Annotated in this window: 11 protein-coding genes and 1 pseudogene; all 12 read left to right on the top strand. The window is 40.0% G+C overall.

From position 1 onward, the window contains the following. The first annotated feature begins 1 nt into the window (after position 1). Positions 2-1,750, top strand: a complete 1,749-nt coding sequence (locus QM374_RS04700) for an ABC transporter ATP-binding protein (protein ID WP_414311015.1) — start codon at positions 2-4, stop codon at positions 1,748-1,750. Between the two features lie 110 nt (positions 1,751-1,860). After that, a complete protein-coding gene (locus QM374_RS04695; RefSeq protein ID WP_315639741.1) occupies positions 1,861-1,986 on the top strand; it encodes a hypothetical protein in 126 nt (41 codons plus the stop codon). Positions 1,987-2,028: 42 nt separating this feature from the next. Continuing rightward, positions 2,029-3,284, top strand: a pseudogene (locus QM374_RS04690) (TRZ/ATZ family protein). Between the two features lie 369 nt (positions 3,285-3,653). Next, positions 3,654-4,391 (top strand): adaptor protein MecA, encoded by a 738-nt coding sequence (mecA, locus tag QM374_RS04685; RefSeq protein WP_000782671.1) that lies wholly within the window; start codon positions 3,654-3,656, stop codon positions 4,389-4,391. Positions 4,392-4,895: 504 nt separating this feature from the next. After that, positions 4,896-5,459: a TIGR01440 family protein gene (locus tag QM374_RS04680; RefSeq protein WP_049526246.1), complete on the top strand. Its 564-nt coding sequence runs from the start codon at positions 4,896-4,898 to the stop codon at positions 5,457-5,459. Position 5,460: 1 nt separating this feature from the next. Further along, positions 5,461-11,508, top strand: a complete 6,048-nt coding sequence (locus tag QM374_RS04675) for a ZmpA/ZmpB/ZmpC family metallo-endopeptidase (RefSeq protein WP_414311014.1) — start codon at positions 5,461-5,463, stop codon at positions 11,506-11,508. Between the two features lie 157 nt (positions 11,509-11,665). Continuing rightward, the gene (locus tag QM374_RS04670; protein ID WP_315639734.1) at positions 11,666-12,226 is read left to right on the top strand and encodes a TlpA family protein disulfide reductase; all 561 of its coding nucleotides are present in this window, start codon (positions 11,666-11,668) and stop codon (positions 12,224-12,226) included. A gap of 9 nt (positions 12,227-12,235) precedes the next feature. Further along, entirely contained in the window at positions 12,236-13,351 is a 1,116-nt protein-coding gene (gene msrB / locus QM374_RS04665) for a peptide-methionine (R)-S-oxide reductase MsrB (RefSeq protein ID WP_315639731.1), read from the top strand. 316 nt (positions 13,352-13,667) lie between these two features. Next, complete coding sequence (locus tag QM374_RS04660) at positions 13,668-14,459, top strand: ZmpA/ZmpB/ZmpC family metallo-endopeptidase (protein WP_414275794.1); 792 nt, start codon at positions 13,668-13,670, stop codon at positions 14,457-14,459. Positions 14,460-14,576: 117 nt separating this feature from the next. Further along, the gene (pabB, locus tag QM374_RS04655) at positions 14,577-16,298 is read left to right on the top strand and encodes an aminodeoxychorismate synthase component I (protein ID WP_414311013.1); all 1,722 of its coding nucleotides are present in this window, start codon (positions 14,577-14,579) and stop codon (positions 16,296-16,298) included. Beyond that, positions 16,299-16,922, top strand: coding sequence for an alpha/beta fold hydrolase (locus QM374_RS04650; protein WP_153225318.1), 624 nt, complete (start codon positions 16,299-16,301; stop codon positions 16,920-16,922). 44 nt (positions 16,923-16,966) lie between these two features. Then, positions 16,967-17,812, top strand: a complete 846-nt coding sequence (locus QM374_RS04645) for an excalibur calcium-binding domain-containing protein (RefSeq protein ID WP_414275795.1) — start codon at positions 16,967-16,969, stop codon at positions 17,810-17,812. The last annotated feature ends 37 nt before the right edge of the window (positions 17,813-17,849 follow it).

The raw sequence follows: 17,849 nt of genomic DNA, 5'->3' as shown, positions 1-17,849 counted from the left end.
AATGAAAGGTAAACATGCAAGTCAAACTCTCAAACGTTTGGCAAAAGATTTAGCAAGTCATCCCGTCCTTCTTTTCCTGGCTTTCTTGGGAACCATTGCCCAAGTAGCCCTATCAATCTATCTTCCAATCTTGATTGGACAAGTAATTGACCAAGTCTTAGTGACGGGCTCATCTCAGGTGTTTTGGCAGATTTTCCTCCAGATGATATTGGTGGTGATAGGAAATACACTGGTACAATGGGCCAATCCTCTCCTCTATAACCGTCTTATTTTCTCCTATACCAGAGATTTACGTGAAAAAATCATTGGAAAACTCCATCGTCTCCCGATTGCCCTTGTAGACAGACAGGGGAGCGGAGAAATGGTCAGCCGTGTGACGACAGATATTGAACAGTTGGCAGCGGGATTGAACATGATTTTCAACCAATTTTTCATCGGAGTTCTGATGATTTTGGTCAGCATCCTTGCCATGCTTCAGATTCATCTTTTGATGACTCTATTAGTTCTGCTCTTAACACCTCTGTCTATGGTCATTTCACGCTTTATTGCCAAGAAATCCTACCATCTTTTTCAAAAACAGACAGAGTCTAGGGGTATTCAAACCCAGTTGATTGAAGAATCGCTCACCCAACAGACTATAATCCAGTCTTTTAATGCTCAAGAAGAATTTATCGAGAGACTTCATGAGGCAAATGATAACTACGCAGGTTATTCTCAGTCAGCTATCTTTTATTCTTCGACTGTTAACCCTTCAACCCGTTTTGTCAATGCCCTCATTTATGCCCTCCTTGCTGGAGTAGGGGCCTTCCGTATCATGATGGGCTCTACTTTGACAGTTGGACGTTTAGTGACCTTTTTAAACTATGTGCAGCAGTACACTAAGCCTTTTAATGATATTTCATCAGTCTTAGCCGAGTTGCAGAGTGCATTGGCTTGTGCAGAACGTGTTTATACTGTTTTAGAAAGCCCTGAGATTAGAGAAACTGGTCTTAAAGAATTGAACAGCGACCAAGTCAAGGGAGCTATTTCCTTTAAGCATGTTTCTTTTGGCTATACTCCAGAAAAAATCTTGATTAAGGATTTGTCTATTGACATTCCGGCTGGTAGCAAGGTTGCCATCGTTGGGCCAACGGGTGCGGGGAAGTCTACCATCATTAATCTTCTTATGCGTTTTTACCCGATTAACTCTGGAGATATTTTATTGGATGGTCATTCCATTTATGACTATACTCGAGCTTCTCTTCGACAGCAGTTTGGAATGGTGCTTCAAGAAACTTGGCTCAAGCAAGGAAGCATTCATGACAATATTGCCTTTGGCAATCCTGATGCTAGCCGAGAGCAGGTCATTGCGGCAGCCAAGGCAGCTAACGCAGACTTCTTTATCCAACAGTTGCCACATGGTTATGATACCAAGCTTGAAAATGCAGGGGAATCCTTGTCTGTTGGTCAGGCTCAGCTCTTAACCATTGCCCGTGTCTTTCTAGCCATTCCTAAGATTCTTATCTTAGATGAGGCGACTTCATCCATTGATACCCGTACCGAGGTGCTGGTTCAGGATGCCTTTGCCAAACTCATGAAGGGAAGGACAAGCTTTATCATCGCCCACCGTTTGTCAACCATTCAGGATGCTGATTTGATTCTTGTCTTGGTGGATGGAGATATTGTCGAGTATGGCAATCATCAGGAACTGATGGCTAGAAAAGGAAAATACTATCAAATGCAAGAAGCAGCTACTTTTAGTCCAGAATAGACTTTTAATCGTTTATAAAGCAAACAAGCAAATACAGAATAAAAGTTGCCTTCGGGTGACTTTTTTGTTACAATAGCTAGAAAATTATCTAGTATGAAAGCTAATACTCAATGAAAATCAAAGAGCAAACTAGGAAACTAGCCGCAGGTTGCTCAAAACACTGTTTTGAGGTTGTAGATGGAACTGACGTAGTCAGTATCCTACACATACGGCAAGGCGACGCTGACGTGGTTTGAATTTGATTTTCGAAGAGTATAATTTAGAAAAGGAGCCTATTGATGAAAGTCTTTCAGCATGTAAATATCGTGACTTGTGACCAAGATTTCCATGTCTACCTGGATGGTATCTTAGCTCTTGAAAATTCTCAAATCGTCTATGTCGGTCAGGAAAATCAAGAAATTCTCAAGCAAGCAGATCAAATCATAGACTATCAGGGTGCTTGGATTATGCCTGGTTTGGTTAACTGCCATACCCACTCTGCTATGACAGGCTTGAGAGGCATTCGTGACGATAGCAATCTCCATGAATGGCTAGAAGACTATATCTGGCCAGCAGAAGCAGAATTTACACCAGAGATGACTACAAAAGCCGTCAAAGAGGCGCTAACAGAGATGCTCCAGTCAGGAACGACAACATTCAATGATATGTACAATCCGAATGGAGTAGAGATAGAGAAGATTTATGAAGCAGTCAAGGCATCCAAGATGCGTTGCTATTTTTCTCCAACTCTCTTTTCTTCAGACATGGAGACCACAGATGAGACTATAGCAAAAACTCGTGCTGTCATCGGGACAATCAAAGGCTATCAGGATCCCAATTTCAAGGTTATGGTGGCTCCTCATTCGCCCTACAGTTGTAGTCGAGAATTGCTAGAAGCAAGCTTGAACCTAGCAAAAGAAGAAGATATCCCACTTCATATCCATGTGGCAGAAACACAGGAAGAGTCAGACATTATCCTGAAGCGTTATGGTAAACGTCCAATAGCCTTTCTAGATGAACTTGGCTATTTAGATCGGCTGTATTTGCTCACGGTGTGGAGTTAAATGAAGCAGAAATTACCCGCTTGGCAGATTCGCAAGTTGCTATCGCCCACAATCCTATTAGCAATCTCAAACTAGCTTCAGGGATTGCACCGATTATCCAACTTCAAAAGGCTGGAGTGCCAGTTGGTATCGCGACGGACTCAGTTGCTTCTAATAACAACCTCGATATGTTTGAGGAAGGACGTACAGCAGCCCTTTTACAGAAAATGAAGAGTGGTGATGCCAGCCAATTTCCAATCGAGACTGCCCTCAAGGCACTGACCATTGAAGGAGCTAAGGTGTTGGGAATGGAAGATGAGATTGGCAGCCTGGAAGTCGGCAAGCAAGCAGATTTTCTAGTCATTCAACCCCAAGGAAAAATCCATCTCCAACCTCAAGAAAACATGCTGTCTCACCTCGTTTATGCTGTCAAATCCAGTGATGTTTATGATGTCTACATTGCAGGTGAGCAAGTTGTGAGAGCTGGGAAGGTACTAACAGTAGATTTGTAAGTGATACTCTTTCTAATTTTTTTAAGCTAGGTCAGTATCGACTTGACCTCGTTTGCTCTAACAAGATCACTGAGTTAGTATTTATTGTGTGGGCCGTATAGAAAAAAGAAGACTCTGTATGGTCTTCTTTTTGTTGCATAATATTTAATCTGAACACTTTTGAGAGGGATACAGACCTTATCCTCTTTTAATCCTTGCGCGAACTAGGTCAAGTATATCTGATAGTGTTTTGTCCATGATAATAAAGAGTTTGATGATGTAATAAGTATTCTACACTAGATATTAATCGATACCCCAACGCCATTTTTTTTGATAAAATTTTTGAAATCTTGTATAATAGATAGAACTGAAAGTATGAGGTTACGAACTATGAAAATGAAGCAAATCAGTGATACGACTTTAAAAATCACCATGTCTTTAGAAGATTTGATGGATCGTGGAATGGAAATCGCAGACTTTCTCGTTCCACAAGAGAAAACAGAAGAATTTTTCTACGCAATCTTGGATGAGTTAGAGATGCCAGACAGTTTCTTGGATACGGGCATGCTTAGCTTCCGAGTAACACCTAAGCCAGACAAGGTTGATGTTTTTGTGACAAAATCTAAGATCGACCAGAATTTAGATTTTGACGATTTGGCAGACCTTCCAGATATGGATGAGTTGGCTAAAATGTCTCCAGATGAGTTTTTAAAAACCTTGGAGAAAACCATGGCAGAAAAAACTAAAGATGATATTGAAGCTATTCAATCTTTAGAGCAGGTTGAAAAGGAAGAAGAAGCAGCGCTCGATGAAGCCCTCGAAGTCGAAGAAGGAAAAAGAGAGCCTTATATCTACTATATCTTACGTTTTGACGATTTATCTAGTTTGGTTTCTTTTGCCAAAACGGTTGACTACCAAATGGAAACTTCAGAACTCTACAAGATGAATGACCAGTACTATCTGACAGTCTTAGTTGATGTAGAAGATCAACCTAGCCTTTATCCAGCTTGGTTGTTGGCACGTATGCGAGAATTTGCGGATGATAGTGATATCAGTCGTTCTGTCCTACAAGAATATGGGCAACTACTCATCAATCATGATGCTGTCCAAGGACTCCAAAAAGTTTAATCTATAAAAAACAGAGAAGCTACCCTTCTCTGTTTTTGTAAAATCTAGTTTTTAAAATTTTGGATTCAGTTTGTATCCAAAAAACTGTCATATTATAATTTGAGGATAAAATTAAAGTTTTAGCATCATTTCATGAAAATTTTCTGAATCATCATTTGAAGCTACAAGGAAGAAAAAGTGCCTAAAAAATAAGCAAAGTAGTAGCTTTAATAGAAGAAATGGGGTAGAATGGTAGAAGCTGCTTTTCGGTAGTTTATAATCGAATTGACTGACAAATCTTTTAGGTGTAAATATTGTTACATCAACGATTTTACTAAACTATTATATTTTTTTGTTTTCAAAGTATAATTTTATCTTATATTTGAAACTAGATGAATTTGAATCAGTTTTTAAAAGAGCCCTCATATAGTTTTTGAATCCTAGCAAATGGTATTCCTGTGCCTTCCAATCTTGCTAAAATTGATGAAAAACGATATGATAGAATGAAAAAAAGCGAGGTGAAATATGGACCAAAGACGGATTCAAACAGAAACACAGCAGATACTTGAAGATGTATTAGACAAGGCTTCTTTACAGGAGGGAGCACTATTTGTCTTGGGTTTGTCTTCGAGTGAAGTGCTGGGAGGACACATCGGAAAAGATTCGAGTCAGGAAATCGGTGAACTTATTGTCAAGACTATGTTGGAACTGTTGACGGCTAAGGGAATTCACCTGGCTGTTCAAGGTTGTGAACATGTCAATCGGGCTTTAGTTGTTGAACGAGAAGTAGCTATAAAACATCAGTTGGAGATTGTGAGTGTACTCCCGACCTTACATGCAGGAGGTTCTGGTCAATTGGCCGCCTTCCGCTATATGAAGGATCCCGTGGAGGTCGAATTTATCAGGGCAGATGCTGGTCTAGACATTGGTGATACAGCTATCGGTATGCATATCAAACATGTTCAGGTACCCATTCGACCAGTCTTGAGAGAGATTGGTCAGGCTCATGTAACGGCACTTGCGAGTCGACCAAAACTCATTGGAGGGGCGCGTGCTCAATATCCAATAGATCATATTAGGAAGATATAAAATGAATACTAGAAAAATGCAGTTTGAAAGAGTCATCAAATACTCTATTCGGAAGTTCTCGGTTGGTGTCGGTTCTGCGGTTATCGGGACATTTCTTTTGGGGGCAAATAACTTTTTAGTTGAAACTGTTTCAGCTAACGAAGTGGCAACACCCAACCAAGTTCATTACCGTTATTTGGCTGAACAAGAATTGACAGAAGCAGAAAAAGCTTTGATCCATCACGAACTCCCTTCTGATTTAAAGCAAGATGATGTTGTCTATCTTGTTTACAGAAAGAAGGAAGTGAATTCTCAACAATTGCCGAACACTGGAAGCAAGGAGCTGGCACTGGCAACTCTTGGTTTTGCAACAGCGTCTATGGTTGTTGTGGTGATGTCTAAAAAACACCGCAATAAAATGCTTGGCCTTCTCTTTATCGGAGCTCTAGGTGGTAGTTACTTTATCCCTCAGTCAGCTCAAGCATTTGAGAATAAAATCTTAGTGTCTTATAACCAAACGATTGCTGCAAGTAGTCAAGAGGACTTAGCCAAAGGTGTCATTCAGATCGAAGGATACGAATACGTAGGTTACTTTAAAGAATCAGATTTCCAAGACCAACCAGAGCAAATTGCTACTGCTAAGGGAACGCAAGAAGCAGGCCATGAAGGTGAATCTCTGGTTCAACCAGAATTACCAGCTTACACAGGTGAGATTAGTACTAAAGGAACTCAAGAAAAAGGTCACGAAGGTGAATCTCTGATTCAACCAGAATTGCCAGCTTACACAGGTGAGATTAGTACTAAAGGAACGCAAGAAACAGGCCATGAAGGTGAATCTCTGGTTCAGCCAGAAAACCCAGCTTACACAGGTGAGATTAGTGCTAAAGGAACTCAAGAAAAAGGTCACGAAGGTGAGTCTTTAGTTCAGCCAGAATTGCCAGCTTATAAAGGTGAGATCAGTGCTAAAGGCACGCAAGAATCAGGCCACGAAGGCGAAGCTTTGGTTCAACCAGAATTGCCAGCTTACACAGGTGAGATTAGTACTAAAGGAACTCAAGAAGAGGGCCACCAAGGCGAAGCTTTAGTTCAGCCAGAAAACCCAGCCTACACAGGTGAGATTAGTGCTAAAGGAACTCAAGAAAAAGGTCACGAAGGTGAGTCTCTGGTTCAACCAGAAGAACCAGCCTACACAGGTGAGATTAGTGCTAAAGGAACTCAAGAAAAAGGTCACGAAGGTGAGTCTTTAGTTCAGCCAGAATTACCAGCTTACACAGGTGAGATTAGCGCTAAAGGAACTCAAAAAGAGGGCCACGAAGGTGAATCTCTAGTTCAGCCAGAAGACCCAGCTTATAAACCTGAAGAAAGTGCTAAAGGCACGCAAGAAGAGGGCCACGAAGGTGAATCCTTAGTTCAACCAGAAAACCCAGCCTACACAGGTGAGATTAGTGCCAAAGGCACGCAGGAAGAAGGCCACGTGGGTGAAGCTCCTGTACAGCCAGAGAATCCAGCTTATCAAATAACGGAAGGAACGGTTACAGAAACAGAAACGGTGGTCCTTCCGTATGAAACCGAATATGTATCAGATGCGAACCGCTACACTGATGAAGAAACAGTGATTCAAAATGGTCAAGTAGGAAGTCAGCTGATTCACCGTGTCTATAAGACTGTCAATGGTCAAAAAGTTGGGGACCCAATCAGCACGAGTACAAAAACTGTTAAGGCAGCAGTAAATGAAAAAATTAGTCGTGGTACCAAGGCTATTGAAGGTCAAGTTGAAGAAGTTTCATTTGAAGAAATTCCTTTCGAGACAAGAACAGAAGTAGACAGCACTCTTCCGAAGGGAACAGAAGTTGTTGTTCAAGCTGGTCAAAACGGTAAGAAAAAGATTACCAAAGTTTATAAGACTCTTAAGGGCGTGAAAACTGCAGATGCTCCAACGATTTCAGAGAAAGTTGTTGAAGCAGTTCAAGATCGTATCATCAAAAAAGGTGATCAAATCCTGACTGAGCCAACGTTGACCCTCACTCATATAGATAAAGAAGAATTAGAGCGTAGTGCCAAGGTTCGTTACCAATTGGTCAAACCAACAGGTGTAACCATTAAATCTCTTGAAGTTGTTTTGAAAGACGGAGACACTAGCCTTCAAACAGTCAATATGTCTGAGGGAGACCTGACTGCAAATCTTACAAACTTGAAATACTACAAGGACTACAAGATTGCGACCAAGATGGTTTACGATCGTGGAAATGGGAACGAAGAAGTAGTTCTTGCGGAAGAACCACTGCGACTTGATCTCAAAAAAGTCGAAGTCAAAAACATCAAGGAAACCAGCCTTATCAGTGTTGATGACCAAGGTGTAGAAATTGATAATAGTCTATTGTCAGCTAAACCATCAGATGTGAAACCTTATTACTTGAAAGTGACAACTCATGATAACAAGGTGACAAAACTTGCAGTTGATAAGATTGAAGAAGTCACAGTTGATGGTAAAGACTTGTTCAAAGTCACTGCTAAAGCACCAGACCTAGTCCAACGCAATGCAAATAATCAGTTTGCAGAAGAATATGTCCATTACTTTGCTAAGCCAAAAGCTCATGAAGGTGATGTTTATTACGATTTCAGTGATCTTGTAAAAGCCATGCAGGACAATCCTACTGGTACCTTTAAGCTAGGTAGCAGTATGAATGCAAGTAACGTGCAACCAGCTGGCAAGTCTTATGTAACCAATGCCTTCAAGGGAACATTGGAAAGTACAGAAGGTAATAAATTTGCTATCCATAACATTACGAGACCGTTGTTTGGTAACATCGAAGGTGGTACTGTTAAGAATCTCTTGCTTGAAAATGTCAACATTGACATGCCTGGATTTGATCGAGTAGCACCAATCGCAGGTATTATCAAAAATAATGCAACTGTCGAAAATGTTAAAGTAACAGGTAATGTTGTCGGGGGCAACGATGTAGCTGGTATTATCAATAAAATTGATGGTAGTGGTAAGGTAAGTAATGTTGCCTTTATCGGTAAGATTCACGCTGCTGGAAACAAAGGTTGGTATTTAGCAGGTGTTCTAGGTGAAAACTGGAAAGGTATCGTAGAAAAAGCTTACGTTGATGCTGAAATTACTGGTAATAAAGCAAAAGCTGCGGGATTAGTTTATTCTTCTCAAAATGGTGGAGATAATAATACACTAGGTAGAGAAGGTGTTCTCAGAAATTCAGTTGCTAAAGGTTCTATTGAGTTGAAAGAAGCTGTTCAATCTGGTGGCTTACTCGGTACTAACTGGGCCTTGGGTGCTATTGAAGACAACATCACTATGATGAAAGTCAAAACTGGTGAAATGGTGTTCGGTCACTCTGATATTGACGCTGATGATTACTTCACCTATTCAAGAACAAAACGTAACTTCAGTGTTGAGGGGGTAAGTGAGGGGAATAAAACTTACAACAATTCTCGTAAGATTCCTAGCATCTCACAAGAAGAAGCTGACAAGAAAATTGAAGCAATGGGAATCACTGCTGATAAATTTGAAAGCACGAAACCTGTTGAAGACAAACTCAATAACATTATCAACAAAGCCGATCAATACAAAACTATCATTGGCTACGACGCCTCTCGTGAACTTGCCTACCGTAATATCGAAAAATTACAACCATTCTACAATAAAGAGTGGATCGTAGACCAAGGAAATAAACTTGCTGCAGGTAGTCCTCTCTTGACCAAGGAAGTCTTATCTGTTACTGCTATGAAGGGCAATGCCTTTGTGACAGAATTAGCTGATGCTGACCATATTATGGTTCATTATGGTGATAAGACTAAAGACATCTTTACTGTTGAGCTGAAAGAATCTAAGGTTAAACAAGTGAAAGAGTACAGCATTGCTGAACTTGGAGAAGTTGTTTACACGCCTAATATCGTTGATAAAGACCGTAGCGATCTTATCAATGCTATCGTTGAAAAATTAAGCCCAGTAGAATTACAATCAGACCCTATCTACACACACCTAGGTAGAACTGGTCCAAATAAAGTCAATGCCATTAAGAACCTTTACCTGGAAGAAACCTTCAAAGAAGTCAAGGATAACCTGGCTAAATTTGTCAAACAGTTGGTTGAAAATGAAGATCATCAATTAAACACAGATGAAGCTGCTAAACGTGCCTTGATCAAGAAGATTGATGACAATAAGGCTGCTGTTCTTCTTGGTTTGTCTTACCTCAATCGTTACTACGGAGTTAAGTTTGATAACTTCAATATCAAGCAGCTCATGTTGTTCAAACCAGACTTCTATGGTAAAAATGTAAGTGTGTTAGACTTCTTGATCAAGATTGGTTCCAAAGAAAATAACATTAAAGGTGATAGAACTTTAGAAGCTTATCGCGAAACTATTGGTGGAGTTATCGGTATAGGCGAGTTAAACAGTTTCTTAGACTATAATATGCGTCTATTCACAGAAGACAAAGATCTAAATGATTGGTTCATTAAAGCAACTAAAGATAATGTCTATATCGTGGAACCAAAAACAACAAATCCTGATTTTGCAGATAAGAAACATAGAGCCTACGAAGGTTTAAACAATGATATGCACGGTAAGATGATCTTGCCACTTTTGAATCTTAAAGATGCTCATATGTTCTTAATTTCAACCTATAATACCTTGGCTTATAGTTCCTTTGAGAAATATGGTAAGTATACTGAAGCAGAACGGAATGCCTTCAAAGCTGAAATTGATAAGGTCGCTAAAGAGCAGCAGAATTATTTGGATTTCTGGTCCCGTTTATCTTTAGATAAGGTCCGTAATCAACTTTTGAAGAGCAACAACATGGTACCAACACCAGTTTTGGATAACCAAAACTATAAAGGTATCAGCACAGACCGTTATGGGCATACTAATAGCGGTAAAGATGTAGCTCCAATTCGCGAATTGTATGGACCAACCGATCGTTACCATGCGACTGATTGGCGTATGGGAGCAACTGCTCGTGTTTACGCAAATCCATACAAAGATGACTCTGTCTTCTTTATGGTGACGGACATGATTAGTGATTTTGGAGTTTCTGCTTTTACTCACGAAACAACTCACGTCAATGACCGAATGGTTTATCTAGGTGGCTCAAGACACCGTGAAGGAACAGATCTTGAAGCATTTGCACAAGGAATGTTGCAAACTCCATCAGTGTCAAATCCAAACGGTGAATATAAAGCCCTAGGTCTCAATATGGCTTATGAACGTCCAAATGATGGAAATCAGTGGTATAACACAAATCCAAATGATCTGAAGTCTCGTGACGAAATTGATCGTTATATGAAGGGGTACAACGACACTCTTATGCTTCTAGATTATCTTGAAGGGGAGGCTGTCCTCGATAAAGCAAATCAAGATTTAAACAATGCTTGGTTCAAGAAGGTTGATAAGCAATACCGAGGAAATAACACCAAGAACCAATTCGATAAGGTTAGACCTTTAAGTGATGAGGAAAAAGCTATTCCTTTGCGTACAGTAGATGACTTAGTAACCAATAACTTTATGACTAACCGTGGTCCAGGTAACAGAGTTTATAATCCTACTGACTTTGATTCTGCTTATGTGAACGTTCCAATGATGTCTGGTATTTATGGCGGAAATACAAGTGAAGGTGCTCCTGGAGCGATGTCATTTAAACACAATACCTTTAGAATCTGGGGTTACTATGGCTACGAAAAAGGCTTCTTAAACTATGCATCTAATATGCTAAAAGCTGAATCTAAAAAAGCTGGTAAAGCTACTCTAGGTGATGACTTCATCATTAACAAGATTTCTGAAGGAAAATTCAATAATCTTGAAGATTGGAAGAAAGCTTACTTCAAAGAAGTTGTGACAAGTGCCAAAAATGGAATTCAATCTATTGAAATTGATGGTAAAACATACAATAGCTATGAAGACTTGAAACGCGCATTTGCTGAAGCAGTTGATAAAGATAAGGCTACTCTAAATAACGGATCTGTTAAATTTGACAATACTGTTGCTTTGAAAGAAAAAGTCTTCAAGAAACTTCTTCAACAAACAGATAGCTTTAAAACTTCAATCTTTAAATAATTCAAAGCTCTCATCTGCTTAGCAGGTGGGAGTTTTTGTAATCAAGAAGTTTAATGATTTTCCAAACAGATTCTAAGTATTTTTAGCAAGGTAGGTATATAATAGAACTACAAAGTCAATATCTATATTCATATGATAAACAAGGAAGGTGATGAAGATGAAAAAATGGCAAGCAACTGCATTGGTCTGCACTAGTTTTCTTTGTCTATCAGCTTGTAAAAATCAGACAACAAGCGAGGCTGATAAACAAAATGGAGACAAACAAGAGCAAGTTAGCTCTCAGGTAGCAAAAAACGGAGAAGCAGTTACAGACTTTGAACTCACGGGAGTTGATGGGAAAACCTATCATCTATCTGATTATAAGGGTAAAAAGGTCTATCTCAAATTTTGGGCATCTTGGTGCTCTATTTGTCTAGCTAGTTTACCTGATACCGATGAGCTGGCTAAAGAAGAAAGCGATGACTATGTTGTTTTGACAGTCGTTTCTCCTGGTCAAAAAGGCGAGCAAGCAGAAGAAGGCTTCAAGAAATGGTATCAGGGCTTGGACTATAAAGATTTACCAGTATTGTTAGACCCTTCGGGACAACTTTTAGCGAGTTACGGAGTTCGTTCTTATCCGACTCAGGCTTTTATCGATAAAGAAGGCAAACTAGTCAAGACCCAGCCAGGTTTTATGGACAAGGAAACTATTTTACAGACGCTAAAAAGCATAGATTAGAGGCTCATCATGAATGATAAATTAAAAATAATTGTATTCATTGGAATCATCATTTGCATTATTATTGGATTTTTATTTCTTTTGGAAAAAAGGAGCGCAAGCTACACAGATACCACTCAAATCGAGAAGGCAGCAGTTAGTCAAGGACAAAAGGCCAAGAAAAAAACTGAGCCAAGTAAAGATGCTGACTTACATGATATCTATCTAGCGGGAGGTTGTTTCTGGGGAGTAGAAGAGTATTTTTCGCGAGTAGCGGGTGTGACAGATGCTGTTTCGGGCTATGCAAATGGTAGAGGAGAAACAACCCAGTATGAATTGATCGGCCAAACTGGGCATGCTGAGACTGTTCATGTGACCTATGATGCTAATCAAATCTCTCTAAAAGAGATCTTGCTTCATTATTTCCGCATTATCAATCCAGTCAGTAAGAATAAGCAGGGAAATGATGTGGGGACTCAGTACAGAACAGGAGTCTACTATACAGATGAGAAAGATTTAGAAGTCATCAATCAAGTTTTTGACCAAGTTGCTCAGAAATACGACCAGCCTCTAGCGGTTGAAAAGGAAGCCTTAAGAAATTTTATCGTGGCTGAGGACTACCACCAAGACTATCTCCAGAAAAACCCTAATGGATATTGCCATATCAATGTCAATCAGGCAGCCTATCCGGTCATTGATGCAAGTCAATATCCAAAACCGAGCGACGATGAATTGAAAAAACTTTTGTCTTCAGAGGAGTATGCCGTGACTCAAAATGGTCAAACAGAACGTGCCTTTTCAAATCGTTACTGGGATAAATTTGAAGCAGGTATTTATGTGGATGTTGCGACTGGCGAACCTCTCTTTTCTTCGAAAGATAAATTTGAGTCGGGTTGTGGTTGGCCAAGTTTTACCCAGCCGATCAGTCCAGATGTTGCGACCTATAAGGAAGACAAGTCATACAATATGGTCAGAACAGAAGTCAGAAGTCGAACAGGGAATTCTCACCTAGGACATGTCTTTACAGATGGACCTACAGAAAAGGGTGGGCTACGATATTGTATCAATAGTCTCTCCATTCGCTTTATTCCTAAGGATCAAATGGAAGAAAAGGGCTATGGCTATTTGTTGGATTATGTTGAGTGATCTTGAAATTATTAAAAAGAGTTTACTAGAAATATATTTTAATTCATAAGAAGTGTAGAGTTTGGATTTTAGAAGTAGAATGTCTTTTAAAATAGTTTTCTTTTTAATAAAAGAAAAATGAGGTCTGGCAATTTAATCGAACGTGTTGGGATCACTCCTGAAAATTTTTGATTTTGAAAACAAGTAAGGTGAAGGCCATCAGGGTGAATATGGCGCTCTCGGGCTCAATATGGCATACATGCGACCAAATGATGGGGATCAATGGTACAATCCTGATCCAACCAAGTTGCAAACACGCCAGTAGATTGACCACTACATGAAAGGTTATAATGAGGCCTTGATGCTTCTAGATTATCTGGAAGGGGAACGAGTTCTCGCTAAGAATGATCTGGCTTTGAAGAAGGCTTGGTTCAGCAAGATGACCAAGCAAATGCGCTATCAGGACCAGGATAATAAACTCCTTGCTCCAAACCAGTGGGACTATGTCCGTCCATTGACAGATGAGGAAGCCAAGACTCAGCTAAATTCTGTGGATGATTTAATCAAACATAACATCATCACCAATAGGCATTATCAGGGAACTTACCGACCAGAAGAACTCAAGACAGCTTATGTCAATGTCAAGATGGTGGATGCTATCTATGGTGGAAATACAAGTCAGGGAGCTCCAGGAGCCATCTCCTTCAAGCATAATGCCTTCCGTATGTGGGGTTATTATGGCTACGAAAATGGTTTCCTAGGCTATGCTTCTAATAAATACAAAGATGAAGCCTTAAGCGAGGGACGTGACACCCTTGGGGATGATTTCATTATCCAGAAGGTTTCGAAAGGCAAGTTCCAGAACTTGGAAGAATGGAAGAAGGCTTGGTTTGACGCTATTATTGCTAAGGCAAAACGAGGAATCCATAGTTTTGAAATTGATGGTCAGCAAATTGATTCTTATGAGAAATTGCAAGACTTGTTTGACCAAGCAGTAGAAACGGATTACCGAAACTTTAAGTATGGTGGTTCAGTTGCCAACTATACAGTAGCCCTGAAGAAAAAAGTCTTCCAGAAACTATTGCAGGTTACAGATGCCTTTTCATCTGAACTCTTTCCCAAAGGATAGATAAAAGAGAGTGTGTTTTTAGATTTGCTAAGGAAGTGAAATCTACTTTATCATTCTCAAAGAATAAAATTGCCAGATCTCCTGTTTGGGGTCTGGCTTTTATGGTATACTTAGGATATGCATAGAAAAACAGTGATTGATTTCAGGGCTTTGGGCGAGCGATACACCTTTACCCAGCCTATCAAAGAATTAAAAACCAGAGATTTAGCAGAAGTAACAGACTTGTTAGCTCAAGTGGAAAGCTACCAAGAACAGGACTATTATGTGGTGGGTTATGTTAGTTATGAAGCAGCGCCAGCTTTTGAGGAGAAGTTGGCGGTTCACTCAGGTCCCTTGTTAGGAGAGTATCTCCTCTATTTCACTATTCATGACAGCGTTGAAAAATCTAGCATTCCTCTGACTTATGAGGAGGTGGCTTTGCCATCAAACTGGCAGGAAGTAACATCTGCAGAGGACTATGAAAAGGCGATTGCTCAGATTCACCATCATTTACGACAGGGCGATACTTATCAGGTCAATTATACGGTTCAACTCAAGCAGGAGTTGTCTGCTAATCCTTTTGCTATCTACAATCGTATGGTGGTGGAGCAGGAGGCAGGCTACAATGCCTACGTAGAGCATGATGACATGGCAGTGATTTCCATGAGTCCAGAACTCTTTTTTGAACAAAATGATCGTGAATTGACAACTCGTCCTATGAAGGGGACGACTAAACGTGGTCTGACTGATGCTGAAGATTTGAAAGAAGCAGCTTGGTTGGAGCAGGATCCCAAAAATCGTTCAGAAAATATGATGATAGTTGACCTCTTGCGTAATGACATGAATCGTCTGTCTGAGGTGGGAAGTGAGCATGTGGAACGTTTATGTCAGGTGGAACAGTATTCAACGGTTTGGCAGATGACTTCGACCATCAAGAGTCAGTTACGACCAGATATTGACCTAGTAGAAATCTTCCGTTCACTCTTTCCATGTGGTTCTATCACAGGAGCTCCCAAGATAGCGACTATGGAAATTATCAAGAATTTGGAACCACAAGCTAGAGGAGTTTACTGTGGAACTGTTGGACTCTTACTTCCCAATGGTAGACGGATTTTCAACGTAGCTATTCGAACCATTCAACTGCATCGAGATCGAGCCATCTATGGAGTCGGCGGTGGCATCACTTGGGATAGTACTTGGGAGTCAGAATACCGTGAAGTCCAGCAAAAGGCAGCTGTTCTTTACCGAAAACAGCCTCGTTTTCAATTAATAACGACAGGGAAAATCAGTCAGAAGAAATTACTCTTTGAAAATCAACATCTGGAAAGACTGCAAAAGGCTAGTCGTTATTTTGCCTTTACATTTGATGAAGATAGTTTGAGACAAAAGATAGAGGAAGTGTGTCAAGCTTGTGACCTCCATCAAGACTACCGTTTGCGAATCAGTCTCAATAAGTCTGGAGAAATAGACATTGATCGACAAGTATTGACACCACTTAGTTCTAGCTTCTGTCAGGCTAAACTTTGTCTGCAAGAAGCTGATTTGCAGCAGGCCTTTACCTACTTTAAGACGACACACCGACCACATTTGACAATGGGAGAGCAGGAAATCATCTATTACACTGTTGATGGAAAATTGCTTGAAACCTCTATTGGCAATCTGGTTTTGAAAATGGATGGTAAGCTCTATACACCTCCTAGTCAGCTAGGTCTGTTACCAGGAACTTATCGTCAACACTTGCTTGAAAGCGAACAAGTAAAAGAGAAGGTCTTAACCATAGAAGATTTGAAGCGAGCAGAAACTGTATACGGATGCAATGCAGTCAGGGGCTTGTATGAGTTATCATTACAGGAGAACTAAATGAAACTTATATTTTTACATGGCCTAGGTCAGTCAGCAGATAGTTGGAAAGAAGTTCAGGATTTACTGGCAGATTATCCTTCTGAAGCCATAGAGTTATTTCCTACTGGAGTTGGGACTTATCAAGAAGCCAAAGAGCGCATTTATCAGCACTTATCAGAGGAGACAGAACCTTTTGTCTTAATCGGTTTGTCTTTAGGGGCTGCACTTGCATTGGAGCTTTCAAGTTATGATCTACCATATCTTCAGGCCTTGGTTTTGTCAGGATGTCCACTGAAATTAGCAGGTAACATTCCTTTTTACATACAGTTGCTGATATTTAAATTGCTTCCTAAGAGGATATATGAGAAGCAGGGGGCAGATAAGGCTCTTATGGTTGGAGTTTCCGAAGAATTAAAAACACTTGATTTAAGAGAGATTGCACGGAATTGTCCCTATCCAAGCTTGTTAATTTGTGGTAGTCAGGATAAGCCTAATCTCAGTTCAATGAAAGCTATTCAAGAACTGATGCCAGATTCTCAGTTTGAGATCATCCCTGACGGCCCTCATGTCTTGAATAAGGCAAAACCAAAAGAGTTTGCAGAATTAACCAGAAGTTTTCTTGAATTGCTGAAACAAGTTTGATAAAATAATATTGAGATTGATATTATAATTTTAGGAGAAAAATCATGAACAAACGTCATCTATTAAAACTAGGCCTATTTTCTTTACCTGTCCTTGCTCTGTTTTTACATCCTGTTGTTGCAGATGAAAGTATCCATTTTTCAAGCTGTAAGGAAGCTTGGGAGAATGGTTATGCAGATATTCATAAGGGAGAACCAGGGTATTCTGCTACTCTAGATAAAGATCATGATGGGATTGCCTGTGAATCGAAGAATGCGCCAAAGGGAGTTTTAAAAGAGAAAAAGACGAGTACATCTCAAGCTAACAACAGTGTAGCACCAAATAGTGCAGTACCTGCTCCAAGTGCAGCAGCTGTAAGTGGCTGGGTTCGTCAGAATGGATCTTGGTACTATTTTTCTGAAAATGGAACTCCAGTAACAAATACTTGGCAGGGTGCTTACTATCTCAAGTCAGATGGAAGAATGGCTGAGAATGAGTGGGTATACGATAACTATTACCAAGCCTGGTATTACCTCAAATCAGATGGTTCTTATGCACGCAATACTTGGCAAGGAAGTTACTATCTCAAATCAGATGGTAAGATGGCTCAGGGTGAATGGCTTTATGATTCTTACTACAAAGCTTGGTATTACCTCAAATCAGATGGATCTTATGCGCATAATACTTGGCAAGGTGCATATTACCTCAAGTCAAATGGGAAAATGGCTCAGAGTGAGTGGGTCTATGATTCTTCTTACCAAGCCTGGTATTACTTGAAATCAGATGGATCTTATGCTCGCAATGCATGGCAAGGAAATTACTATCTCAAATCAGATGGCAAAATGGCTAAGAATGAGCGAGTGGATGGCGGACGCTATTATGTAGATGCTTCTGGTTTGTGGAAACCATAGAATAGAAAAAAATCTGGAAAGTTAATGCAAACCTTTG

The organism is Streptococcus infantis, assembly GCF_047465525.1.
Lineage (GTDB): Bacteria > Bacillota > Bacilli > Lactobacillales > Streptococcaceae > Streptococcus > Streptococcus infantis_R.
This window is presented reverse-complemented; position numbering and strand designations above follow the sequence as displayed.

Bases quoted from the DNA above. Each gene is read 5' to 3' on its own strand.
- QM374_RS04660 (WP_414275794.1), top strand. From the start codon at position 13,668: ATGAAAGGTTATAATGAGGCCTTGATGCTTCTAGATTATCTGGAAGGG.
- QM374_RS04675 (WP_414311014.1), top strand. From the start codon at position 5,461: ATGAATACTAGAAAAATGCAGTTTGAAAGAGTCATCAAATACTCTATT.
- QM374_RS04645 (WP_414275795.1), top strand. From the start codon at position 16,967: ATGAACAAACGTCATCTATTAAAACTAGGCCTATTTTCTTTACCTGTC.
- msrB (WP_315639731.1), top strand. From the start codon at position 12,236: ATGAATGATAAATTAAAAATAATTGTATTCATTGGAATCATCATTTGC.
- QM374_RS04650 (WP_153225318.1), top strand. From the start codon at position 16,299: ATGAAACTTATATTTTTACATGGCCTAGGTCAGTCAGCAGATAGTTGG.
- QM374_RS04670 (WP_315639734.1), top strand. From the start codon at position 11,666: ATGAAAAAATGGCAAGCAACTGCATTGGTCTGCACTAGTTTTCTTTGT.
- QM374_RS04680 (WP_049526246.1), top strand. From the start codon at position 4,896: ATGGACCAAAGACGGATTCAAACAGAAACACAGCAGATACTTGAAGAT.
- pabB (WP_414311013.1), top strand. From the start codon at position 14,577: ATGCATAGAAAAACAGTGATTGATTTCAGGGCTTTGGGCGAGCGATAC.
- mecA (WP_000782671.1), top strand. From the start codon at position 3,654: ATGAAAATGAAGCAAATCAGTGATACGACTTTAAAAATCACCATGTCT.
- QM374_RS04695 (WP_315639741.1), top strand. From the start codon at position 1,861: ATGAAAATCAAAGAGCAAACTAGGAAACTAGCCGCAGGTTGCTCAAAA.
- QM374_RS04700 (WP_414311015.1), top strand. From the start codon at position 2: ATGAAAGGTAAACATGCAAGTCAAACTCTCAAACGTTTGGCAAAAGAT.